Source organism: Amycolatopsis dendrobii, from assembly GCF_014145675.1.
Lineage (GTDB): Bacteria > Actinomycetota > Actinomycetes > Mycobacteriales > Pseudonocardiaceae > Amycolatopsis > Amycolatopsis dendrobii.
In genome coordinates this window covers 108,156-129,277 of the sequence record NZ_JACGZW010000017.1, presented here as the reverse complement: position 1 = coordinate 129,277, position 21,122 = coordinate 108,156, and the positions used below count along the sequence as shown (strand labels likewise).

The following is a 21,122-nucleotide window of genomic DNA, read 5'->3' as shown; positions in this document are numbered from 1 at the left end:
CGAGGATCTGAAGGGCCACCTGGAAAACTCCGGGTGGCCCTTTCTCGTGTCAGGGGGATGGATGGGGGAGACACAGCGCGCTCGTGCCGCGGTTTCCGTGGTTTTCGCGGTGTGCGGTGCGGCATTCGCTTCGTGGGCGGCTCGAGTGCCTGCGGTGCAAGGGAAACTCGGCCTCAGCGCCGGGGAACTCGGGATCGGCCTGTTCGGACTCGCCACCGGATCGGTGGTCGCCTTGCTGGCCGCGGGGCCGTTGATCACGAAGATCGGCAGCAGGCGCGGGGTTCTTTGCGGGGCCTCGGTGTTGTGCGGCGGATTGCCGCTCGTCGCCTTCGCGCCGGACCTGCCGTTGTTCGTCGCCGCGCTCGTGGTGCTCGGAGTGGGCAACAGCCTGCTGGACGTCTCGATGAACGCGCACGCCGCGCGCGTCGAAGAGGCTTACGGGCGGCCGATTTTCGCTGGGTTCCACGCTTTCTGGAACATCGGCGGATTGGCGGGGTCGGGCGTCGCGGCGCTGATGGAGCTCTGGCGGGTGCCGATCGAAGCGCACTTCACCGGTGCTGGCGTGGTGCTGCTGGTGCTCGGGATTTTCGCTGCTTCGCAGTTCTTGCCGGGTGCTGACCGTGGACAGGGCGAGGCGGCGTTCGCCTTGCCCAGCAAGGCGTTGATCCCGTTGGGCGTGATCGCGTTCTGCGGTTTCGTCGCGGAGGGCACGGTGAACGACTGGAGCGCGGTCTACCTCCGGGAGGTCACCACAGCGAGCGCGGCCGTCGCGTCGCTGGGCTACTTCGCGTTCTCGATCACGATGATCGCTGTGCGCACGGTGGCCGACCGGGTCGTCGAGCGCGTCGGCGGCGTGCTGTTCATGCGGGTCGCGACCGCAGTGACGGTCGCCGGGTTCCTGCTGGTGGTCGCTGTTCCGGTGCCGGTGCTCGCGGTGATCGGGTTCGCCGTGGTCGGGCTCGGTGTGTCCGGGATCGTGCCGCTCGCGTGGAGCGCGGCCGGACGCAAGCAGCCGGAAGCGCCCGGTCGCGCGATCGCGGCCGTCGCGGCGTGCGGATACCTCGGGTTCCTCGCCGGCCCGGTGCTGGTCAGCGGCCTGAGCGGCGGGATCGGCCTGCACTGGACGCTCGCCGTTGTCGGAGCCCTCGTGGTCACGGTCGGTTTCCTCGCACCCACGATGCGTGTCGGCGAGCCGGTGTCGCGGCGTTGACCGACCGCTCGGCGCACGGATGGGTTGACTCGAACAAAAGTTCGAGAAATTGTCGGTACCAGGGTGTTCAATGACGGGGTGAGCAGTTCAGCACCCGTCGTCTTCGACGTCATCGACGAGGTCATCGGACCGCTGCGGGCCGAGATGCCGCAGCGGCCTTCGGTGATGGAGTTCTACGACCCGCATTTCGAGGTGCCGCCCGTGCTGGCCGAGGAGGAGCCCGCCGGAGCGGCTTCGGGACTGAGCTTGGCCGACGAGGTCCGGCAGTCGTTCGGGCCGATGCTCGGAGCCGGGCTGGCCGAGGAGGTGGAGCAGTACACGCGATTCGTCGCCGGGATGGCCGCGCTCGGTCTCGCCGCCGACGGCGAGGTGACCGCCGAAGCGGTCGAGTTGTACCGAGTGCTGCGCGGCGGATTCATCCGGGGAGTGGTCACCGGGGTGTTCCCGGCGAGCGAGGAGCCGTGGGAGGTGCGGTTCTTCGGAGACGAGGACTTCACCACGGTGATGAGCAAACTGGGCCGCCGGGCGCGGCTGCGGTCCGGGATGCTCAGCGCCCTGCCCGGATGGGTGTTCGACGGTCTGCCGGACCGTCCGCCCGGCCCTGGGCCCGCCGTGCGCATAGAGACGGACGACAGCGGCCTGATCCCGAGGGCGGCATGGGAAGACCTGGACGTCATCCGGCAAGCAGTGGCCCGGCCCCGGCAGGGGACGGTGCTGGTGGACCTGGCCGTACGGGACGCGGTGCTGGCGGAGTACCCGCACGGCGCGTTCGGATTGGTGGACAACGACCAGGGGCGGTACCAGTTCCGGGCCGCGCCGCGGGGAGCGGGCGGCGGATGGGTGGTGACGTGGTCCCCGGCTACCCGGGGGACCGCGGAGGCCTGGATCGTCGAGGCGGTGCGCAGCCATGCTTGAGCGGAGGTGATGACGGCCGGACTGGTTTTGGTCGGTGGAGTCCGGGGCTGTCGGGCCGGGCTCGGGTCGGTCCGGCTGAGGCCGGGGTGGTTCGGCTGGAGCCGGGGTCGGTCTGGCTGAGCGTCGGTGGGCCAGCCAGGCCGAACTGCGCTGGTCGAGGCTGCGCTTCGGCTGCGGTTGGCTGGGGTGAGCCTGGCTCGGTGGCGCTCAGTGCCCGCTCGGGGCGGACCCGGTCGGTTCGTCTACGCCGACCGGCCCGGCCGATCTGGCACCGGTCGACGTGGCAAGCGCGCCCTGGCGGCCCGGTGGGCGAGGCCAGTCGGGCCGCCAGGGCGCGGGGTGATCGGCAATCCGGCAGGGCTCCCAGCCAAGGCCGCCTTGCCGAGTTGCCGACCTCTCGCACGCTTCGTGTGCGCGAGGCTCTGTTGGCCTGGCTGGCAGTTCGGCAGGGCTTGTCAGTCAAGCCGACTTGCCCTGCCAGCCAGCCTTGCTCACCGGTCACTCCGGCCCCTGCAACGAGACAGCCGTGCCCGCCGGTCACCCCGGCGCCTGGCAATCAGCCAGCCGTGCCCGCCGGTCACCCCAGCCCCCACAACCAGCCAGCCGTGCCCCCTAAAATCCAACCCGGCTCCACCCACCCTCAACCCGCCCAGTTCCGGCCTGTCAAAACCCCTCCACCCGGCCGTCTGTCGGCGGTCACTGGTCCGGGTGGCGTGCCTTCCCCCGGGCGCGGGCAGTAGTGGTTCTGCGGCCATTGGGTGGATGCGGGGACCGGTACTCTCGCCGACACTGGACTCGGCGGACATTCCGTAGTGAGGTGGTCACCATGAGCACGAGCGACGGGACTCCGTTTTTTCCCGCCTCCGGGCCCGACCGGGACGGGACGTTGGCCGGCGACGTCGGCGAGGTCGGGGGCGAGCGGTTCTCCGATCCGTTGTCCGGGTTCGAGATGGCGTCCAGCCGTGCGCCTCGGCCGTTGCCGACCGCCAAGCCGGTTCAGCACGACCCCGAAGAGGTCAAGCGGATGGTCGAGGCCGCGCTGAAAGAGGAAGCCAAGAAGAAGGAAGTCGTCAAGACGCCGAATCCGATTCCGCCTTCCGACCGGCCGGATCTGGTTCCTCTCGGGTTGCTGCCCCGGCAGCGGACGTGGCCGACCAAGGCTCCGCAGTTGCTGAAGAAGGTGCCCCGGCCGCGGCCGAAGCGGGTTACCGAGATCGCCGACGACGACATCGAGGAAGAGCTCGCCGAGCGGCAGAGCCGGCGTGGGCTGCCCTCGATCAGCATGCCCAGCTTCGGGCGTCCCTCCAGCAGCACGGCGGGCGTGGTGCTCGCTGTGGTGTTGCTCATCGTGTTCGGAATTGTCGCGATCGAGCTCATCGCTAGCCTGGTGAGCAGTGTGAAGGGGCTGTTCGGCTGACCCCCGCTGACCTCGTATATCACGGGGCGTGCCGTACTCGCGTGCGCGGCGGGACTACCCTGGCGGCTACACGGTCGGGGGATCCGCAGGGGTCGCCTGACTCCGCCGTGACAAGTGGGGTGGGCGTATCAGCGAGGGCGTACGGTCGGTGCCTGGCACCGGCCCGGGCGGATCGGGCGGGACGTCCACGATTCACCGGGCCCGCCGAGTGCTGGCGATCAAACCGTTTCGTCGGCTGTGGGGCGTCACGTATCTGTGCAGTGTCGCCGACTGGCTGAACCTGCTGAACCTCACCAGCCTGAGCACCAAACTCCTCGACAACTACTCCGCGCAGAACTACGCGTTCGTCGGCGTCATCGTCACCGCGCTGCTGCCCGGTCTGCTCTTCGCGCCGGTCGGCGGCCTGCTCGCGGACCGGTTCGACCGGCGCAAGATCATGGTCATCTGCGACCTGCTGCGCTGCGGGTTCCTGCTGTCGATCGCCGTCGTCGGGGCGCCGTGGTGGCTGTTCGTGGCGAACTTCCTGGTCGGCTGCTGTTCGATCATGTGGATCCCGTCCAAGGACGCGGCGGTGCCGAACCTGCTGCGCCGCCCCGAGCAGGTCGAGACCGCCAACCAGCTCGGCATGGTGATGACCTACGGCCTCGCCGTCATCACCGCCGCCGGGGCGAACGCGCTGATCCAGGGCGCGAACTCCACGTTCCACCTGTTCCAGGGCCCCGGCGTCGACCTGTACATCGCCAAGGTTGTCGTCGTCATCACCGGCCTGCTGTACCTGATCAGCGGCATTCTCGTCGCCACCCGCATCCCCGAGCTGTCCCTGCGCGACGTGCACTCGACGCCGCAGCAGAAGGTCAAGCGGGCCGACGAGGAGAAGTTCGGCTTCGGGGCGATGATGCGCGACGGGCTGAAGTTCGTCCGCAGCACGCCGATCGTCCGCGGTCTGCTGATCGGTGCCTTCGGCGCGTTCGCGGCCGGCGGCGCGGTCATCGGCGCGGCCAAGCCGTACTCGTCGTCCCTGCTCGGTGGCGACGCGGCGTTCAACCTGCTGATGCTGGCCGTCTTCATCGGCCTGGCGCTCGGCATGGCGCTGGCCCCGAAGCTCGCGCACCGGCTCCCGCACGACCGGCTGTTCGGCATCTCGATCGTCCTCGCCGGGCTCGCGCTCGGCGTCGTCGCGTTGTCGCCGCACCTGGCGATCTCGGTCGGCGCGGTCGCCTTCGTCGGCATCTGCGCCGGCACCGCCTTCCTCACCGGTGTCACGATCATCGGCTCCCGCGTCGAGGACGCGATCCGCGGCCGGATCAACGCGATCTACCAGGCGATGCTCAAGATCGTGCTGTTCGGCGCGACGGTGGTCACGCCGGTGCTGATCGGCCTGGTCCGGCAGCGCAACGTCACCCTCTTCGGCACGCCGATCATCGTCGACGGCACCCGTCCGGTCATCCTCGGCGGCGGCCTGCTCGCCGTGCTGCTCGGGATCATCGCTTACCGGCAGATGGACGAGCGGCGCACCGAGAAGATCTTCAGCGACCTGCGCAACGCGCTGCGCCGCAACCCGCGCCGCGTCAACGGCTTCCTGATCGCCATCGAGGGCACCACCGCGGTCAACACCGCCGAGCAGGCCGCTCGCCTCGCGCGGTGGCTCGGCACCGGCACCCGGCCGGTTGTCCTCACCGCCGATCCGGCGCTCGGCGAACAGCGCTTCCGCACGCTCGTCTCGGACGCGGCGCTCACCGGGGTGCGCGCGCAGGCGCTCGTCGCCGCGGCCGTGCGCGCTGAGCTGGTGGAACGCCAGATCCAGCCCGCGCTCGACGCCGGGTCCGTGGTCGTCATGGAACGCTTTGTCGACTCCCCGCTCGCGTCGCTGTCCGCGGCGGGCGAGCTGGACCGCGACGAGCTGGAAGGCCTGGTCGACTGGGCCACCGGACGTCTCCGCCCGGACCTCACCGTGCTGCTCGACTCCGAGCATCCGGATGACCCGCAGCCGTCGCTGAAGGACCAGCTCTGGGTGCAGAAGCTGCTCGCCGAGATGGCCGCCGCCGACCCGGACCGGTACGTGGTGGTCGACGCCGAGGGCTCCGACGGCGACGTCGCGGGCCGCGTCCGCAGCGCCGTCCAGTCGGTCTTCGTCGGCTCGCTCGCCGGGCTCGCGCCCGCGGAACCGCCGGAGGAAGAGCCCGAAGACGCGGCTGTCGCGGACGTCGCCGAGGCGGCGGCCGCCGAAGCGGAAGCGACGCAGAACGGCGCGGACGCGCTGCCCGCGGTGTCTAAAGTGGAGGATCGGTGACGACCCCGATCGGTGTCTGGACTGAGCTTGTCGGCCAGGATCCTGCCGTGGAAACGCTGTCCGCCGCGGCAGCCGCGGCGGCCAAGATCGTTGCCGGAGAAGCTGTCGCGCCAGCGGCGATGACACACGCCTGGCTGCTGACCGGACCGCCGGGATCCGGCCGTTCGGTCGCCGCGCGCACATTCGCCGCGGCCCTGCAGTGCAGCACCGGGACCGGTTGCGGCGCTTGCCCCGGCTGCCGTACGACGATGGCCGGGACCCACGCGGACGTGCGGCTGGTCGTCCCGGAAGGACTGTCCATTTCGGTCGCTGAGATGCGCGCGCTCGTGCAAGCGGCGGCGCGCCGGCCGACGACCGGTGAGTGGCAGGTCGTGATCATCGAGGACGCCGACCGGCTCACCGAGGGCGCTTCGAACGCGCTGCTCAAGGCCGTGGAAGAGCCGCCCGCCCGCACAGTTTTCCTGTTGTGCGCGCCGTCGGATCACCCGGAGGACGTCTCGGTCACCATCCGTTCGCGGTGCCGGTTGGTTCCGCTGCGCACCCCGCCCGCCGAGGCGATCGCGCAGGTGCTGATCTCCCGGGACGGCGTCGAGCCTGAGCGCGCCAACTGGGCCGCAGCGGTGTGCAACGGCCACGTCGGCCGCGCGCGTCGCCTCGCCACCGATGAAGCCGCTCGGCAGCGTCGCGCCACCGTGCTGCGGATTCCGCTCGGATTGCGCCGTCCGGACGACGTTTTCACCAGCGCTGACCAGCTGATCAGCGCGGCGGAAGCGGACGCGGGCGAGGAAAGCAAGGGACGCGACGAGCAGGAACGTTCCGAACTGCGTACCGCGATGGGCGGCGACGGCACTGGCAAGGGCGTCGCCGGAGCGAAACGCGCCGCCGAGGCCGCGGTCAAGCAGCTGGAGAAGCGCCAGAAGTCCCGCGCGACGCGAACCCAGCGCGACACGCTCGACCTCGCGTTGGTCGACCTGGCAGGCTTCTACCGCGACGTCCTGGTGACGACCACGCGTTCCGGCGCGACGTTGACGCATCCAGACCACGCGGACCAGATCAACTCGGCCGCGGCTTCCTGGTCGCCGGAGTCGACGCTGCGCCGCCTGGAAGCCGTGCTGGAGTGCCGCGAGGCGATCGGGCTGAACGTGAAGCCGCGGATCGCCGTGGAAGCCATGGTCACCACCCTCCGCCAAGGCTGACCTCGTGAGTGCCGATCACGGTTAGAACCGGGATTGCCGCTCACGAAAACGGCCCCCTCGCCAGCCAGCGAGAGGGCCGTTTCCTTGCCTGGGGTCAGTCGCGCGGATGCGGCGACGGCTTGAACGGCGTGTCCGGACCGCCGGTCGGCCGCTTCAGCACCAGCGCGGGACGCCGCCGGTTCGGGAACGCCGCCACCATCACGACGCCCATCAGCAGCATCGCCGTGCCCGTCCAGAACAGCGGCACCGTGTCGTACGCGCCGTTCGTGTAGGCCAGGTGCTTCACCGGACCCGCCGGTGCGGCACCGCCCTGCGGCGGGGCAGGCGGAGTCGTCGTCGAACCACACACGACGCCGCCGGTCGGGGCATAGGCGCGGGCGATCTGCTCGCCGAGCGACAACTGCGCCAGCGACGAGGGCAGGTTGTCGCCCGCCTGCTTCGGCAGCAGGTCCTTCAGGTTCTTCGTCGGCAGCACCTGCACGTCGAGCAGCCGCGCGGCCGCGCCCAGCTGGTAGCCCTTGAACGGTGTGGTCGCCTCGGACTGCTTCTGGTCCAGGTTCGCGATGCTCAGCCGCAGCACGCCGAGGTCGAGCACCTTCCCGGTGGTGTCGCCGAGCTGCTGCAGGCCCTTCGTCGCGGTGGCGACGAGACCGCCGACCACCGGCACGTTGTCCAGCGCGCCGAACTGGTCGCTCAGCTGCGAGAGCGGCAGGCCGATCGGGATGTCCTTGGTCGGGTGCGCCGCGTCGAGCGTGTACAGCGTCTTGCCGCCGGCCGCGATGGTGATCACCGGAGCCTGGTAGTCCACCTTGGACGTCTTCGCGTCGCCAGTGGAGGTGACGGTGAGCGTCGGCTGGCTGGCCACCTTGAGGTTCAGCTCGAGCGGGGTGCCCTTGAGGATGTTGATGTCCGCCGCCTGGAGCGTGGACCTCGACTGCACCGCCTTGTTCTTCGAACCGGGAATGTCGACAAGCTTGACCTGCGACCGCGACGACAGCGTGTTCGGCAGGCTCAGCAGCGACCCGGTACCCGCGGCGGGCGTCTGGCCGCTGCCGGGCAGCAGGCCGCCGAGGCTCTGCAGCCCGCTCTTCGGGTCGAAGCCCTGCGCGAGCTGGGTGCCCTGCGGCAGGTTCAGCCCGCCGCTGCCGAGCAACGGGACCTGCGGCAACGTCGGGATGACGTTCAGCAGCGACAGGCTCGCGACGGACGTGCTGGCGTCGGCGATCGTGTCCACGCACGGGCCGAGCGATTCGCTCCAGCGGGCGTGCGCGGTGCCGTTGAGCAGCCCGACGTTGAGCAGCGGGTTCGACGGCGCGTTCAGGCCCCCGCTGATCTCCTTCGGGTTGTCCGGCAGCGCGGTCTGCACGAGGCTGCCCGGCGTCTGCGGAGCCTGGCCCCCGACGGCCAGCCCGAACGGAGACGACTGCGCGATCGACTTCTCGTAGGCCAGGTAGGCCTCCGAGTTCGCCGACGCGCTGGACAGGCCCATGCCCGCCTCGAGCGCGGACTGCTTCGGCAGCGTCTGGCCGAAGCCGGGAAGGATCGTGCTCGTGGTGACCGAGTTCGGCAGCAACCGCAGAACGCCGAGCGCCGTGCCCGCGTCGCCCACCGCGTGCCCGAGCGGCTGCGGCCCGATGGGCGCGGACGCGGGCGGCTGCGAGGGGTTGTTCGGCTGCGGGATCGGCGTCGTCGGAATCTCCTGCGCACCGGCCGGCGCGGCCAGGAGCAGCAGCAACGCGGCAGTTGCGGGTACCGCCAGCGCACGGGGCAGTCTTCGCTGCATGTGCCGGGTCCTCCAGTGGATCGCCGGGTCGGGGGGTGAGACCGAAGTCATAGGAGCCTAACGACGCGGCCCCCGCAAGGTGACGCACCACGCCTCCGCTACACTGATGACCGTCGCACAGCGGCATGCCGCCTTAGCTCAGTCGGCCAGAGCGATTCACTCGTAATGAATAGGTCGGGGGTTCGATTCCCCCAGGCGGCTCCGCAGGTCAGGCCCCATCCGAGACACTTCGGATGGGGCCTGACTCGTGTGGCGGGTGGCTAAGTGGGTGACCAGGACGCCTGGCCGGGAGAAGAAGGAACCTCCACAGGTTCACCCGTCCGGGGAGGATCCTGGTTTCTCGCCGTCACGCCCGGCCAAGCACTAGTTCATCCGGCTGAGCCGTGCCTGGAAGAACGCGGTCAGGTAGTCACGGAAGAACTCGAGCGACGCGGTCGCGTCCCCGCTGCCGTACTGCCGTCGCCACGTGGCGGGCGGCACTTTGTCCTTCTGGTTGAGCAGGACCGTGAGATAGCCGTTGTCGGTCGACGACGAGTGCCCGGTCCGCGGCAGGTGCCTGCGTTCCTTCCAGCCGGTCAGTGTCGGCCAGCCCGCGTCCCAGCCCGCGCCGAACTGCTGTTCCCCGATCGGACTGGTGAGCAGCGCGAACGGGCGGTCCAGGGCGACCGGTCGGGAGAGCGGTCCGTCCAGGGAGACGCCCGCCTTGACCCGCCGGTCCGCGGCCATCGTGAACGCGGTCGCCCCGCCGCCCGCGGAGTGCCCGGCCATGCCGACGCGAGCCCGGTCGATCCGCGGCGAGCGTTGCCCGAGCACCGTGTCCACCACGAACGAAATGTCCTTCGCCCGGTTCTCCATCGCCGCGGGCCACGGTTCGCCAGGGGCCTGACACGCGATGCACTGCACCAGCCGGCCGCCCGGGAACTCGACGTTGTAGGCCTCATATGCGTGGTCGACCGCCGCGACGACGAACCCGTTGGCGGCCAGGTTCTCGGCCAACGTCGTGAGCGTCGTGCGGCTGTTGCCCGCGCCGGGGGAGAGCAGCACGAGTGGCCAGCCACGGCCGGCGGACGGCAGTGCGGGCGCGTCCTTCCGCGCATGCACGCCGACCCGTTGCACTGCGTCCGCCGGAAGGTCCAGCCCGAGGCCCTTGACCGTCGCCGCGGACTCGGCGGCGGTCAGGTACTGGGCCCGCTCGCCAATCGGGAACGCGGGATACCACAGGGAAACCATGAGTTCGCGGCGTTCGGACGGTACCCAGGGGTCAGCCCGGCTGGTGTCGGTCAGGTGGAGGGTGCGCAATCCGAGCGGATACTTGCCTTCCGGGCTGAGCAGTGCGGCGGGCTCGGCGGCCGACGCTGGGGCGGCCAGCCCTAGCAACAACACCGCCACGACGGTAAGAAACCGAAATCTGAGCATGCTGGACAGCGTGTCGACCGGCCGCCCGCCGCACATTGCCCGTCCGGCCCGCGTTACCCCCGACTTTCGGCAGAACCGCTTCGTTCGGCGAGCAATTCCAACCCGCCGGACCCGAGCCGCAACACGGACGGGACCAGTTCCGTCGTCTCGTACGGCGAACTGAGCACCTGCTCCCGGACGGTGTCCGCCAAACCGGAGCCCTCCCTCGCGACGTACATCTCGTCCGGGCAGGGCAGACCGACGATCAAGTCTCCCGTTCCGAGATGCGGCGTCAGTTGGGCGTGCAGATCGGGCAGCGCGAGTGCGGACGCCGCCAGCTGGTTTTCCCTGGCGAGCGAGACCAGTACGTCCTCGCCCGAACTGCGGACCTCGAACTTCAGCCCGCGGACCAGGCTGCTGAACCCGACGTCGAGCAGTTTCTCGAGCGGTGCACCCATTTCCTCCTGCTGATGCCGGGTGATGTGGTGCATCCCGATTTTGCCCTCGGGCGTCCGCGACACCACCGCGAGCGCGACCGACAACTTGCCGGGCACGAGTGGGCGATGCGGGAGTGCGTCGAGCAGCCCGGCGCGTGGCGAGGACGCGCTCCAGAGGACCGGCAGAATCTCCTCGGCGCTTTTCCGTTGCTCGGCTTCGGCCATTGCGGTGCGGGCTTCGGCGAAGGCACGGTCCCATTCACCGGGACCTGGCCGGGCGAAGCTGTAAGTGCATTCGGCCTTCCGGAAATTCTTGGCCATGAATTTCTGGTCCGCCGCGGAAGGCTGCCATTCGCTGTACACGGCCAAAACCGCGGACCCGCGCACCTTGTGCTGCTGCCGGATGCTCGCCCACGCCTGCTCGACCGCGTCCTCGGCCTGGGTGGGCGCGCTCGCCAGCACTGGTTCGGGGAGACCTTTGCTCCGGAAGACGACGAGGTTCTGGGAAACGTCATCGTTCATGAGAATTCCGCCAGGGAAAAGGATCTTCGCATGCGTCCTAACTACCACAACCGGCGCGCAGTCCGGCGAGGCTGAACGACAGCGTGCGCCGCCACGCGTCCGGGGTTGCCTCGACGGTCTCGCGCACGATCAGCGCGTTCGTGAAGATCAGCAGCATCAGATCGTCGGACGTGACATCCGGGCGCAGCGTCCCGGACTGTTGCGCGCGTTCGAGCAGCCGGACCGATTTGGCGAGTTCGGCCGTGCAGCGCGCGGTCAGTTCAGGCGCGTCCTGGAGTTGCCTGCTGATCGCGTCCCGGAACGCGGGGTCGTCGGCTTGCTGTTCGCACAGGACGGTCACGTAGGTGACGAACGATTCCCACGGATCGTCGACCGCCTCCGCCCGGCGCATCGCCTCGTCCATCCGCTCGGCGACCAGTTCCGGCATCACCGCGTCGATCAGCGCTTCCCGCCCGCCGAAGCGGTTGTAGAGGGTTCCGGCGCTGACGCCCGCCCGCTGCGCGATCTCCTCCAGCGGCACCGTCAAACCCTTCTCCCGGAAGGCTTCCGCCGCCGCGGTGAGAAGCCGCTCCTGGTTGCGGCGGGCGTCTCGGCGCAGCGTGGGCTTCCCCTCCGTTTTCACCAGGTCATCGTAGGTCCGCGGGAGGAAGTTGACAACGTCCTCAACTTGGCGCCAAAGTTGAGGCCGACATCAACTTACGGAGGTTCCGTGGCCAAGACCCTCGTTCTCCTCGGTGCCGGCACCGGCCTTGGTCCCGCGATCGCCCGGCGCTTCGGCGGTGCGGGATTTCGGGTCGCGCTTGTCGCGCGCAACCACGAACGGCTTGCCGCGCTGGCTGATCAGCTGGGCGCGGAAGGCGTCGAAGCCGCGGCGTTTCCAGCGGATCTGGCGCGTCCGGCGGAGATTCCGGCGCTGGTCGACGCGATCCGGAACCGCTTCGCGCGGATCGACGTGGTGTCGTACGCGCCTTTGGATCTGAACGGATTCACGCCCGCTGCCGAGCTGACGACCACGACCGCGCAGCGGCTGCTCGACCTGTATTTCCTCACCCCGATCGCCTTGGTCCAGGCCGTGGCGGGGGAACTGCGCGCCCGCGGCGAGGGCAGCATTTTGATCAGCCAGAGCGTCTCGGCCACTCAGCCCGCGCCTGTCCTCAGCGGCATCGGCCCGGCGATGGCCGCGACCCGTAACTACATCCAGAGTCTGGCGGCCGAAATCGCGCCCGACGGGGTGCACGCGGCGACGCTCCAAATCGGAGCCATGATCCGCGGCAGCGGCGTCCACGCCGCACTGCTGTCGGGTGCGATCGCACCCAATTCGGAGTTTCCGGAGATCGATCCGGCCGATATCGCGGAGGCGCTGTGGGAGCTGCACGCCAAGCGCGACACTTCCGATCTTCAGCTTCCGTAAGGGAATTACTCGGCCAGATGTCCTTCCGGGGCAGCGGATTCCGGGATCGGCTCGCCGACGCCAGTCGTCAGCAGCGCGTGCAAGCTCGTGTTGACGCAGTTCGTCCAGCCCCGCGAGCACTCGCGGTAGCAAGCCTGGTCCGGAGTGAGGCCGTGGTGCGTGAAGCGCAGCGTCGTTCCGGTCGGGCCCGGCGAGATGTCGAAGCTCATCCGGGTGCCGGTCCATTCGTCGTGCTGGTCGACGAAGGCGACGTACGCGTCCTCGACGTGCCAGGCGACGCGACGGCCGGGCACGAGTTCCGTGACGCGGATCTGGGTCGACGGGATTCCCTAGTCCACAAAAGAAAACGCGTCACCGACCGCGGTCGCAGTGCCGGTGATCGTCTTGCTGAACCAGCCGCGGACGTCGGTGACCGCGGCGAAGACCTCCTCGGGGGTGCGATCAACGGTCAGTTCGGTGGTGAAGGAGTTCATCGGACTTCCCTTCGCGAGATAATGCAACTAGTCGGTTGCGACACTATGGCAACCGACCGGTTGCGTCAATGGGGTGTGGTTGCCTAGGCTCGGCCCGGAAGGAGCACGACATGGGGTTTCCCGACCGCATCGAGCGGACGGTCGAGCTGGCGCAGCCGCCCGCGGCGGTGTGGACGGCGCTGACCACGGCGGACGGCCTGAGCGCCTGGTTCGGCGACGAGGCCGAGATCGACCTGCGTCCGGGCGGGCTCGGCCGCGTCGCGTGGATCGGCGACCGCAGTGCCGAGATCCGGGTCGAGCGCGTCGAGGAGCCGGCGGTGTTCGGCTTCACCTGGCAGGTCGACGGGATGCCGGAGGACGACCCGCGCCGCACGTATGTCGAGTTCACGCTGCGGGCAGACGGCGGCGGGACCCAGCTCACCGTCGTCGAATCCGGGTTCGCGCAGCTGCCGGACAGCCAGTACCCGGCGACCTACCGTTCGCACGTCGAAGGCTGGGCGCGCGAACTGGACGAGCTGGCGGCCAGTCTCGATGGCAGCTGACTCCGAAGCGGTCGCCGAGCAGGTTTTCTCCGCGCTCGCCGATCCGACCCGGCGTGCGATCCTCGCCGAGCTGGCCGCGCGCGGTCCGGCGACGGCGACGGATCTGGCGGCGCGGCTCCCGATCACGCGGCAGGCGATCGCCAAGCACCTCGGCCTGCTGTCCGACGCCGGGCTGGTCGCCGCGGAACCCGGAGAACGCCGCCGGGTGCGGTACCGGCTCGATTCCGCGCCGATGCGCGTCGCGCAGCAGTTCCTCGCCGCGCTCGCGCGGGACTGGGACGGTCCGCTCGCCGCGCTGCGGGCTCATCTCGACCGCGAAGAATGACCCGCGATTTCACTCATCTGAGGGACGGAGTCGGCCGACTGGCCAGCCGCAAAGGACCGGAAGAACGAGGGCGGGGCATACCAGTCTCGGTTGACTGGAAGCCATGAACAGCGTGCGGAACAAGGCGGTACTGGCCGCGACCGGGATCGCGGCTCTGGCCACGGTCGCGTCGTGCGGCCTCGGTGCCTCGATCGAGGAGAAGTCGAACGGCCACGTGAAGGCGGTTTCCTACGACAACGGAAAGCAGGGCAAAGCCAACGCGGACGCCCGGCTCCCGTCGTGGGTGCCCGACGACGCGAAGTCGGTCACCGAACTGATCCGCACCACCGGTTCGGAACGGATTCTGCGCTATCAGCCAGGTCCGTCGGACCTGCCCGAGCTGTGCAAGCCGGGAAAGGCCGAGGCGAAGGCTCCGACGCTCGCCGCGGACTGGTGGCCGGCGGGCGAGCACAAGCGGATGGACAAGGACTGCGGCGGCTGGCACGTCGCGGTCGAGACCGACGGGGTGTTCGCCTACCAGGCCGAAACGGTGGCCAACGCGGACAAATAACAGTGGCCGCCCCGAAACCAGGGCGGCCACTGTCTGTCCTCTGTGGTCAGTTGGCGGGCGGCGTCAGCTTCAGCACCGTCGCGGTGGCTTGCCCGCGCGGGGTGCGGTAGCTGATTTCCTCGCCTGCCTTCGCGTTGGCCAGCGCGAGGCCGAGCGGGCTGTCCGAGGTGATCGCGTCGGCGTCCTCGCCGGGAAGGGTCACCACAGTGAACTCTTCCTCGTCACCGTCGGAAAAACGCAGCGAAACCCGCGTGCCGTCGGGAAGCAGCGAGCTGTCGTACGCGCCGTGCTCCAGCTTCGCGGTGACGTCGGCGATCTGCCGGTCCAGTCGCGCCGCTGCCTCGGCGCGGTCGATCACGTCCGCCTGGTCGGCGGCGTCCCCCGTGCGTTCCTGCTCGCCCGGCTGCGGCGATAGCGCCTCGCGTTGCGCGCGCAGATCCGCGATTTCCTTCTCCAGCTGACGGCGTGCCGCCTCGCTGAGCCCCTTGTCCCCTGAGATCACCATGCCGGGCATTGTCCGCTGCGCGGACCGGGGTGGCCAATCCGGTTTTTCACCCGCCGGAAGACGTTGGGACGGCTGGCCTAGGATTCAGGGCTGCCGTCCTGACAAACGTAACGAGGATCACCGTGAGCGCCGTACCCGGTCGCAGCACCCAGCTGTCGCCCAACCAGTTGCAGAAACAGGAACTGATCGTCGAAGCGGCTCGCAAGGTCCTCGCCCGCGAAGGGCTCGCCGGCTGCACGGTACGCGCGATCGCCGAGGCCGGACCGCTCACCAAGAGCGCGATCCACTACTACTTCGCCGACATCGACGTGCTCATCGACCGGGCGATGGCCGCGCACATCAACACTTTCGCCGCGGAATTGCGCAAGGTCGCGGACAAGCACTCCGACCCGCGCAAACGGCTTTTCGCGGTCACCGAGGCCTACCTTGCCGAATTCGCCGACCACCCGCGCGGTGCGTTCCTCTGGTTCGAGTACTGGATCGCGGCCGGCCGCGCGCAGCATCCGCAGGCGATCGACGCCATGCTCACCTCGATCACCGAACTGCTCGTCGAACTCCTCGGCCCGCTCGACGTCGACGATCCGCGCGCCCGCGCCCGTTCACTGCTGAGCTATCTGCTCGGCGCGGTGGTGCAGCAACGCGTCCGGCCGAGGTCGTCCGCAAGCCTCCGCGGCGACATCGAGGCGCTCTGCTTCGCCGGGTATCGCTGACGCCGCTTAGGCTCCTGGCATGCCTTTGTTCTCCTTGGACGGCGTCAGCCCGCAGGTCCACCCGGACGCCTGGATCGCCCCCACCGCCACCCTGATCGGCAACGTGACCGTCGAGAAGGACGCTTCGGTCTGGTACGGCGCGGTGATCCGCGCGGACTTCGGCCCGATCGTCATCCGCGAGGGCGCGAACATCCAGGACAACTCGGTGATCCACTCCGGACCCGAGATGACCGAGGTCGGCCGCAACGTCACCGTCGGGCACCAGTGCCTCGTGCACGACTGCACGGTCGGCGAACAGGCGTTGATCGGCAACGGTTCCACGGTGCTCGACCGCGCGGTGATCGGACCGCGCGCGTTCGTCGCCGCGGGGTCGACGGTCACACCGGGCACCGAGGTCCCGGCGGAGACGATCGCGATGGGCAGCCCGGCGAAGAAGTTCGTGGAGCTCACCGATTCCGCTCGCGTGTGGGTCGACCACAACGCGGCGGTCTACCAGGAACTCGCCCGGCGGCACCGCGGCGGTCTGGAGCAGGTCTGAGCGCTTCCCGCGGACCGGACGGGGCTGGCGCGGTGCACTAAACTTCGTCCCGCAGCAGCGACTGGCGCCATTCAAGAGGTGGAGCACCACCGGGGAGCGACGACGAGGCCGGCACCGCGCGCCTGGGTGCGGGCCACTGCAGAGCCGGAGTACGCCATGACACACCAGCCCGCCCTGTCCGCACTGTCCGCGGCGGACCCGCAGATCGCCGGCCTGGTCGAGGACGAGGCGAAACGCCAGCACGACAAGATCCGCCTGATCGCGTCCGAGAACTACGTTTCGCAGGCGGTGCTCGAAGCCACCGGCAGCGTGCTCACCAACAAGTACTCCGAGGGCTACGCCGGCAAGCGCTACTACGAGGGCCAGCAGTTCATCGACCAGGTCGAGCAGGTGGCGATCGAGCGCGCGAAGGCCGTCTTCGGCGCCGACCACGCGAACGTCCAGCCGTACTCCGGTTCCCCGGCCAACCTCGCGGTGTACCTGGCGTTCGCCAAGCCGGGCGACACCGTGCTCGGCATGGCGCTGCCCGACGGCGGCCACCTCACGCACGGCTGGAGCGTGTCCGCGACCGGCAAGTGGTTCACGCCGGTCCGCTACGGCGTCCGGAAGGAAACCGGCCGCGTCGACCTCGACCAGGTCCGCGACCTCGCCCGCCAGCACCGGCCGAAGCTGATCTTCGCGGGCGGCACCGCCATCCCGCGCACCATCGACTTCCCGGCGTTCGCCGAGATCGCCCGCGAGGTCGACGCCGTGCTGGTCGCCGACATCGCGCACATCGCCGGCCTGATCGCGGGCGGCGCGCACCCGTCGCCGGTCGGCCACGCGCAGGTCATCACCACGACCACGCACAAGACGCTGCGCGGTCCGCGCGGCGCGATGATCCTTTCCGACGCCGAGCACGCGAAGGCCGTCGACAAGGCGGTGTTCCCCGGTCTGCAGGGCGGCCCGCACAACCACACGACGGCCGCCATCGCGGTCGCGCTGGGGGAGGCGCAGCAGCCGTCGTTCTCCGAGTACGCGCACACCATCGTCGCGAACGCGAAGGCGCTGGCCGAAGCGCTGGTCGAGCGCGGGTACGACCTCGTCTCCGGTGGCACGGACAACCATCTGCTGCTGATCGACCTGACGAACAAGGCGGTGCCGGGCAAGCCCGCCGCGCAGGCGCTGGACCGCGCGGGCATCGAGCTGAACTACAACACCGTGCCGTTCGACCCGCGCAAGCCGTTCGACCCGTCCGGCATCCGGCTGGGCACGTCTGCGATCACCACCCGCGGGCTCAAGCCGGAGCACCAGGTGCAGGTCGCGGACTGGATCGACCGGACGGTGACCGCCGCGGCCGCGCAGCAGGACGGCGCGCTGGACACGATCGCCGCGGAGATCCGCGAGTTCCTGCAGCCGTTCCCGATCCCGGGGTACAGCGAGTGAGGTCGTGAGTGGCGATCACGGTTCTAACCGTGATCGCCACTCACGAGTTGTTAAGCCGCGCCGCCTGCCTGATCAAGTGATCGCGCTCGGCCGCATTGGGTGCTTTCTCCGCCGCTTCGCGGTACAGCCGCGCGGCGGTCGCCAGATCCCCGTCGCGTTCGTGCAGGTAGGCCGCCACCGCGCGATACCGCGGCAGCTTCTCGTCCAGTTCCGCCAGCGCCTTCAGCCCGGCCCGAGGCCCGTCCGCCTCGCCGACCGCGACCGCCCGGTTGAGCCGGACGATCGGGCTGTCGGTCAGCGCGAGGAGTTCGTCGTACCACTCGACGATCTGCACCCAGTCGGTTTCCTCCGCCGCGAGAGCGTCGGCGTGCAGCGCGGCGATCGCGGCTTGGGCCTGGTACTCGCCGAGCTGGTCGCGGGCCAGTGCCGCCTGGAGGATGTCGACGCCCTCGGCGATCAGCCGGGTGTCCCAAACACCGCGGTCCTGTTCGGCGAGCGGCACGAGGCTGCCGTCCGGCTTCGTTCGCGCGGCCCGGCGGGCGTGGTGCAGCAGCATCAACGCGAGCAGACCGGCCACTTCCGGATGGTCGAATCCCGCCGCGAGCTGCCGGGTCAGCCGGATGGCCTCGGCGGCGAGGTCGAGTTCGCCGGAGTAGCCCTCGTTGAACACCAGATACAGCACGCGCAGCACGGTCGCGACGTCGCCGGGCGCGTCGAAGCGCACGGTGGACACCGTCTTCTTCGCGCGGCTGATCCGTTGCGCCATCGTCGCTTCCGGCACCAGATACGCCTGCGCGATCTGCTTTGTGGTCAGCCCGCCGACCGCGCGCAGGGTGAGCGCGACGGCTGACGACGGCGTCAAAGACGGGTGCGCGCACAGGAAGTAGAGCTGGAGCGAATCGTCCACTGCGGACGCCGGACCGGGTCGCGGCTCGGCGTCCATCGCCACTTCCCGGCCCCGGCGCGAGGATTCCGACCGCGTGGCGTCGAGGAACCGGCGCCACGCGGCCGCGATGAGCCACGCCTTCGGGTCGCGCGGCGGGTCGTCCCGCCACGCGTCCAATGCGCGGATCAGCGCTTCCTGCACGGCATCCTCGGCCGACGCGAAGTCCGCTCCGCGCCGGACGAGGATGCCGATCACCGCGGGCACGAGCTCCCGCAGCAACTCCTCGTTCACTCGGTCACCGAGGGAGTCACGCCGTAGCAGGGGCGCAGTTCGAGCCATTCGTGGATCGGCTTGCCGCCCGCGCCGGGAGCAGCGGAGAGCTCTCCGGCCAGTTCGAGCGCGCGCTCGTAGCTGTCGACGTCGATGATCATCCAGCCCGCGATGACGTCCTTGGTCTCGGCGAACGGGCCGTCGGTGACCGGCGGGCGGCCCTCGCCGTCGAAGCGGACCCAGGTGCCTTCCGAGGACAGGGCCTGCTCGCTGACGAACTCGCCGGTCTCCACGAGCCGGTCCGCGAAGTCGCGCATGTACTGGATGTGGGCGGTGACCTCCTCGGGCGTCCACTGGTCCATCGGGACGTCGTTCACCGAAGCCGGCGCGCCGCGGTAGTGCTTGAGCAGCAGGTACTTGGCCATCGTGGTTCTCCTTCGTGCTGGTGGCGGCTCCTTGCCGGCCACGTTCGCGCCAGGGACGGAGCCGTCCGCCCGTTCTCGACATCGCCCGGCGAGAGATTAGCGTCACACGATATTTGGTTGATGAATGCAAGCTTTTCAGGAACAGTTGTGGCGAGCAAGTAGTTGAGAGATACAAGCAACTAGTACGGCGCTGAGGGAGACCACCATGAGCGACACCGCCACTGCGGAAGGGGGCGCCACCACGAACGGACGGCTTTCACACCGGCAGATCCTCACGGTTCTGTCCGGACTGATGCTCGGCATGTTCCTGGCGGCCCTCGACCAGACCATCGTGTCCTCGGCGATGAAGACCATCGCCGACGAACTGCACGGACAGAGCCTCCAGGCCTGGGCCACCACCGCCTACCTGATCACCGCGACGCTTTCCACGCCGCTGTACGGCAAGCTGTCCGACCTCTTCGGCCGCAAGCCGATGTACCTGACCGCGATCTCGCTGTTCCTCGCCGGTTCGCTGGCGAGCGCGATGGCCGGATCGATGTACGAACTGGCCGCGTTCCGCGCGTTCCAGGGCCTTGGCGCCGGCGGACTGATGTCGCTCGCGCTGGCGATCATCACCGACATCACCTCGCCGCGGGAACGCAGCCGCTACCAGGGCTACTTCATGGCCGTGTTCGGCGTCTCGAGCGTCGCGGGCCCGGTCGTCGGCGGGTTCTTCGCCGGACTCGACTCGTTCGCCGGCCTCACCGGCTGGCGCTGGGTGTTCATGGTGAACGTCCCGATCGCGCTTGCCGCGCTGGTCGTCGTGAGCAAGGTGCTGAACCTCCCGCACACCCGCGTCGACCAGAAGGTCGACTTCCTCGGAGCGGGCGCGCTGACGGTCGGCCTCGTGCCGCTGCTGCTCGTCGCTGAGCAGGGCCGCGAATGGGGATGGGGTTCGCCCGCGTCGCTGGCGATGTACCTGGTCGGCGCGCTCGGCGTGGCCCTGTTCGTCTGGCAGGAACGCCGGATGGGCGACGCCGCGCTGCTGCCGCTGCGGCTGTTCCGCAGCGGGGTGTTCCGGGTGTCGACGCTGGTCACCGTGATCCAGGGCATCGGGATGTTCGGCGCGATGATGTCGCTGCCGCTGTACCTGCAGATCGTCAAGGGCGCGACGCCGACCCAGGCCGGGCTGCAGATGCTGCCGCTCACCCTCGGGATCATGGTCGCGAGCCTCGGCAGCGGCCGGATCATCACCAGGACCGGCCGGTACAAGGGCTTCGCGGTCGCCGGACTCGGCCTGATGGCCGCGGCGGTGTACGCGTTCTCGATGATCGGGGTGGACACCGCGCTCGGCGTGGTCATGGCCATCGCGTTCGTCCTCGGTCTCGGCCTCGGCTCGACCATGCAGACGCTGACCCTTGCCGCCACGAACGACGTCACGCCCCGCGACATCGGCGTCGCGACCTCGTCGGTCACGTTCTTCCGGCAGATCGGCGGCACGGCGGGCACCGCGGTGTTCCTGTCGATCCTGTTCAGCACGGTCGGCGACCGGATCGCGGCGGCGGTCCGCTCGGCGATGGCCTCCCCGGCCTACACCGCGGCGCTCGCGCAGCACCCGGAGTTCGCCCGGCAGATGGCGAGCGGCGGGCTCGACGTGAACGACACCTCGTTCCTGTCGACGCTCGACCCGGTGCTCGCCCGGCCGATCCTCGAAGGGTTCTCCAGCTCGATGAGCACGGTATTCCTGATCGGCGGCGCGGTGCTGACCGTCGGGTTCGCGCTGGTCTGGCTGCTGCGGGAGAAGCCGCTCTCGGACAAGTCGGCCATGGAGCAGCGCGCCGAGCAGGAAGCGGGCGAACTGGCCCTCGCGGGCTGAGCGGGCAGTAAAAAGGGGCCGTCCACCAGGCAGGTGGACGGC

The 21,122-nt window shown here is 69.6% G+C and carries 22 protein-coding genes, 1 tRNA gene and 1 riboswitch; of the genes, 14 read left to right on the top strand and 9 right to left on the bottom strand.

Features of this window, described 5'->3' with window-relative positions:
* Positions 1 to 61 precede the first annotated feature (61 nt).
* The 5 genes from H4281_RS38775 to H4281_RS38755 all read left to right on the top strand — a co-directional run bounded on the left by H4281_RS38775 (position 62) and on the right by H4281_RS38755 (position 7,028).
* Positions 62 to 1,210: an MFS transporter gene (locus H4281_RS38775; RefSeq protein WP_220508478.1), complete on the top strand. Its 1,149-nt coding sequence runs from the start codon at positions 62 to 64 to the stop codon at positions 1,208 to 1,210.
* A 63-nt stretch (positions 1,211 to 1,273) separates the two neighbouring features.
* Positions 1,274 to 2,125 (top strand): ESX secretion-associated protein EspG, encoded by an 852-nt coding sequence (locus tag H4281_RS38770; protein WP_182895819.1) that lies wholly within the window; start codon positions 1,274 to 1,276, stop codon positions 2,123 to 2,125.
* Between the two features lie 826 nt (positions 2,126 to 2,951).
* The gene (locus tag H4281_RS38765) at positions 2,952 to 3,542 is read left to right on the top strand and encodes a hypothetical protein (RefSeq protein ID WP_220508476.1); all 591 of its coding nucleotides are present in this window, start codon (positions 2,952 to 2,954) and stop codon (positions 3,540 to 3,542) included.
* A gap of 148 nt (positions 3,543 to 3,690) precedes the next feature.
* Entirely contained in the window at positions 3,691 to 5,832 is a 2,142-nt protein-coding gene (locus H4281_RS38760; RefSeq protein WP_182895817.1) for a bifunctional MFS transporter/dTMP kinase, read from the top strand.
* Positions 5,829 to 7,028, top strand: coding sequence for a DNA polymerase III subunit delta' (locus H4281_RS38755; RefSeq protein WP_182895816.1), 1,200 nt, complete (start codon positions 5,829 to 5,831; stop codon positions 7,026 to 7,028). The genes H4281_RS38760 and H4281_RS38755 overlap by 4 nt, the downstream gene beginning before the upstream one ends.
* A gap of 94 nt (positions 7,029 to 7,122) precedes the next feature.
* Here H4281_RS38755 and H4281_RS38750 read toward each other — a convergent pair whose 3' ends face one another.
* A complete protein-coding gene (locus tag H4281_RS38750) occupies positions 7,123 to 8,811 on the bottom strand; it encodes a hypothetical protein (RefSeq protein WP_182895815.1) in 1,689 nt (562 codons plus the stop codon).
* A gap of 127 nt (positions 8,812 to 8,938) precedes the next feature.
* On the opposite strand from H4281_RS38750, the gene H4281_RS38745 reads away from it, so the two are divergent.
* Positions 8,939 to 9,012, top strand: a tRNA-Thr gene (locus tag H4281_RS38745).
* Positions 9,013 to 9,174: 162 nt separating this feature from the next.
* Here the strand turns inward: H4281_RS38745 and H4281_RS38740 are convergent.
* Genes H4281_RS38740 through H4281_RS38730 form a run of 3 tightly spaced genes read right to left on the bottom strand, consistent with a single transcriptional unit; the run spans position 9,175 to position 11,787 of the window.
* Positions 9,175 to 10,227, bottom strand: a complete 1,053-nt coding sequence (locus H4281_RS38740) for an alpha/beta hydrolase family protein (RefSeq protein ID WP_182895814.1) — start codon at positions 10,225 to 10,227, stop codon at positions 9,175 to 9,177.
* A 53-nt stretch (positions 10,228 to 10,280) separates the two neighbouring features.
* Entirely contained in the window at positions 10,281 to 11,165 is an 885-nt protein-coding gene (locus H4281_RS38735; protein WP_182895813.1) for a hypothetical protein, read from the bottom strand.
* A gap of 37 nt (positions 11,166 to 11,202) precedes the next feature.
* Positions 11,203 to 11,787: a TetR/AcrR family transcriptional regulator gene (locus tag H4281_RS38730; protein WP_182895812.1), complete on the bottom strand. Its 585-nt coding sequence runs from the start codon at positions 11,785 to 11,787 to the stop codon at positions 11,203 to 11,205.
* Positions 11,788 to 11,874: 87 nt separating this feature from the next.
* On the opposite strand from H4281_RS38730, the gene H4281_RS38725 reads away from it, so the two are divergent.
* Positions 11,875 to 12,576, top strand: a complete 702-nt coding sequence (locus tag H4281_RS38725; protein ID WP_182895811.1) for an SDR family NAD(P)-dependent oxidoreductase — start codon at positions 11,875 to 11,877, stop codon at positions 12,574 to 12,576.
* Between the two features lie 5 nt (positions 12,577 to 12,581).
* Here the strand turns inward: H4281_RS38725 and H4281_RS45985 are convergent, their stop codons facing one another.
* Together H4281_RS45985 and H4281_RS45980 are read right to left on the bottom strand one after the other, a co-directional pair.
* Positions 12,582 to 12,887, bottom strand: coding sequence for an SRPBCC family protein (locus tag H4281_RS45985; protein ID WP_312872259.1), 306 nt, complete (start codon positions 12,885 to 12,887; stop codon positions 12,582 to 12,584).
* Between the two features lie 18 nt (positions 12,888 to 12,905).
* Positions 12,906 to 13,049 carry a hypothetical protein gene (locus tag H4281_RS45980; RefSeq protein WP_246412626.1) on the bottom strand — a complete coding sequence of 48 codons (144 nt, stop codon included), beginning with the start codon at positions 13,047 to 13,049 and terminating at the stop codon, positions 12,906 to 12,908.
* A 110-nt stretch (positions 13,050 to 13,159) separates the two neighbouring features.
* Here H4281_RS45980 and H4281_RS38715 point away from each other — a divergent pair, with 110 nt between their 5' ends.
* From H4281_RS38715 to H4281_RS38705, 3 genes are all read left to right on the top strand, one after another.
* On the top strand, positions 13,160 to 13,591 hold the full coding sequence (locus tag H4281_RS38715; RefSeq protein ID WP_182895810.1) for an SRPBCC domain-containing protein: 432 nt from the start codon (positions 13,160 to 13,162) through the stop codon (positions 13,589 to 13,591).
* Positions 13,581 to 13,916, top strand: a complete 336-nt coding sequence (locus H4281_RS38710) for an ArsR/SmtB family transcription factor (protein WP_182895809.1) — start codon at positions 13,581 to 13,583, stop codon at positions 13,914 to 13,916. The genes H4281_RS38715 and H4281_RS38710 overlap by 11 nt, the downstream gene beginning before the upstream one ends.
* A gap of 103 nt (positions 13,917 to 14,019) precedes the next feature.
* Positions 14,020 to 14,466 carry a hypothetical protein gene (locus H4281_RS38705; protein WP_182895808.1) on the top strand — a complete coding sequence of 149 codons (447 nt, stop codon included), beginning with the start codon at positions 14,020 to 14,022 and terminating at the stop codon, positions 14,464 to 14,466.
* Positions 14,467 to 14,512: 46 nt separating this feature from the next.
* Here H4281_RS38705 and H4281_RS38700 read toward each other — a convergent pair whose 3' ends face one another.
* On the bottom strand, positions 14,513 to 14,971 hold the full coding sequence (locus H4281_RS38700; RefSeq protein ID WP_037808306.1) for a GreA/GreB family elongation factor: 459 nt from the start codon (positions 14,969 to 14,971) through the stop codon (positions 14,513 to 14,515).
* Positions 14,972 to 15,093: 122 nt separating this feature from the next.
* On the opposite strand from H4281_RS38700, the gene H4281_RS38695 reads away from it, so the two are divergent.
* From H4281_RS38695 to glyA, 3 genes are all read left to right on the top strand, one after another.
* Positions 15,094 to 15,681 carry a TetR/AcrR family transcriptional regulator gene (locus H4281_RS38695; RefSeq protein ID WP_182895807.1) on the top strand — a complete coding sequence of 196 codons (588 nt, stop codon included), beginning with the start codon at positions 15,094 to 15,096 and terminating at the stop codon, positions 15,679 to 15,681.
* Positions 15,682 to 15,700: 19 nt separating this feature from the next.
* Entirely contained in the window at positions 15,701 to 16,219 is a 519-nt protein-coding gene (locus H4281_RS38690; RefSeq protein ID WP_182895806.1) for a gamma carbonic anhydrase family protein, read from the top strand.
* A gap of 47 nt (positions 16,220 to 16,266) precedes the next feature.
* Positions 16,267 to 16,354: riboswitch (ZMP/ZTP riboswitch) on the top strand.
* Positions 16,355 to 16,375: 21 nt separating this feature from the next.
* On the top strand, positions 16,376 to 17,644 hold the full coding sequence (gene glyA / locus H4281_RS38685) for a serine hydroxymethyltransferase (protein WP_182895805.1): 1,269 nt from the start codon (positions 16,376 to 16,378) through the stop codon (positions 17,642 to 17,644).
* Between the two features lie 40 nt (positions 17,645 to 17,684).
* Here glyA and H4281_RS38680 read toward each other — a convergent pair whose 3' ends face one another.
* Together H4281_RS38680 and H4281_RS38675 are read right to left on the bottom strand one after the other, a co-directional pair.
* On the bottom strand, positions 17,685 to 18,821 hold the full coding sequence (locus H4281_RS38680) for an RNA polymerase sigma factor (protein WP_182895804.1): 1,137 nt from the start codon (positions 18,819 to 18,821) through the stop codon (positions 17,685 to 17,687).
* The gene (locus H4281_RS38675; protein WP_182895803.1) at positions 18,818 to 19,225 is read right to left on the bottom strand and encodes a YciI family protein; all 408 of its coding nucleotides are present in this window, start codon (positions 19,223 to 19,225) and stop codon (positions 18,818 to 18,820) included. Before H4281_RS38675 ends, H4281_RS38680 begins: the two co-directional genes overlap by 4 nt.
* A 205-nt stretch (positions 19,226 to 19,430) precedes the next feature.
* Here H4281_RS38675 and H4281_RS38670 point away from each other — a divergent pair, with 205 nt between their 5' ends.
* Positions 19,431 to 21,080 (top strand): MDR family MFS transporter, encoded by a 1,650-nt coding sequence (locus tag H4281_RS38670; protein ID WP_182895802.1) that lies wholly within the window; start codon positions 19,431 to 19,433, stop codon positions 21,078 to 21,080.
* The last annotated feature ends 42 nt before the right edge of the window (positions 21,081 to 21,122 follow it).

Coding starts and splice junctions, on each gene's coding strand:
- H4281_RS38775 (WP_220508478.1), top strand. CDS start 62: ATGGGGGAGACACAGCGCGCTCGTGCCGCGGTTTCCGTGGTTTTCGCG.
- H4281_RS38765 (WP_220508476.1), top strand. CDS start 2,952: ATGAGCACGAGCGACGGGACTCCGTTTTTTCCCGCCTCCGGGCCCGAC.
- H4281_RS38750 (WP_182895815.1), bottom strand. CDS start 8,811: ATGCAGCGAAGACTGCCCCGTGCGCTGGCGGTACCCGCAACTGCCGCG.
- H4281_RS38740 (WP_182895814.1), bottom strand. CDS start 10,227: ATGCTCAGATTTCGGTTTCTTACCGTCGTGGCGGTGTTGTTGCTAGGG.
- H4281_RS38735 (WP_182895813.1), bottom strand. CDS start 11,165: ATGAACGATGACGTTTCCCAGAACCTCGTCGTCTTCCGGAGCAAAGGT.
- H4281_RS45980 (WP_246412626.1), bottom strand. CDS start 13,049: ATGAACTCCTTCACCACCGAACTGACCGTTGATCGCACCCCCGAGGAG.
- H4281_RS38715 (WP_182895810.1), top strand. CDS start 13,160: ATGGGGTTTCCCGACCGCATCGAGCGGACGGTCGAGCTGGCGCAGCCG.
- H4281_RS38710 (WP_182895809.1), top strand. CDS start 13,581: ATGGCAGCTGACTCCGAAGCGGTCGCCGAGCAGGTTTTCTCCGCGCTC.
- H4281_RS38705 (WP_182895808.1), top strand. CDS start 14,020: ATGAACAGCGTGCGGAACAAGGCGGTACTGGCCGCGACCGGGATCGCG.
- H4281_RS38700 (WP_037808306.1), bottom strand. CDS start 14,971: ATGGTGATCTCAGGGGACAAGGGGCTCAGCGAGGCGGCACGCCGTCAG.
- H4281_RS38690 (WP_182895806.1), top strand. CDS start 15,701: ATGCCTTTGTTCTCCTTGGACGGCGTCAGCCCGCAGGTCCACCCGGAC.
- glyA (WP_182895805.1), top strand. CDS start 16,376: ATGACACACCAGCCCGCCCTGTCCGCACTGTCCGCGGCGGACCCGCAG.
- H4281_RS38675 (WP_182895803.1), bottom strand. CDS start 19,225: ATGGCCAAGTACCTGCTGCTCAAGCACTACCGCGGCGCGCCGGCTTCG.
- H4281_RS38670 (WP_182895802.1), top strand. CDS start 19,431: ATGAGCGACACCGCCACTGCGGAAGGGGGCGCCACCACGAACGGACGG.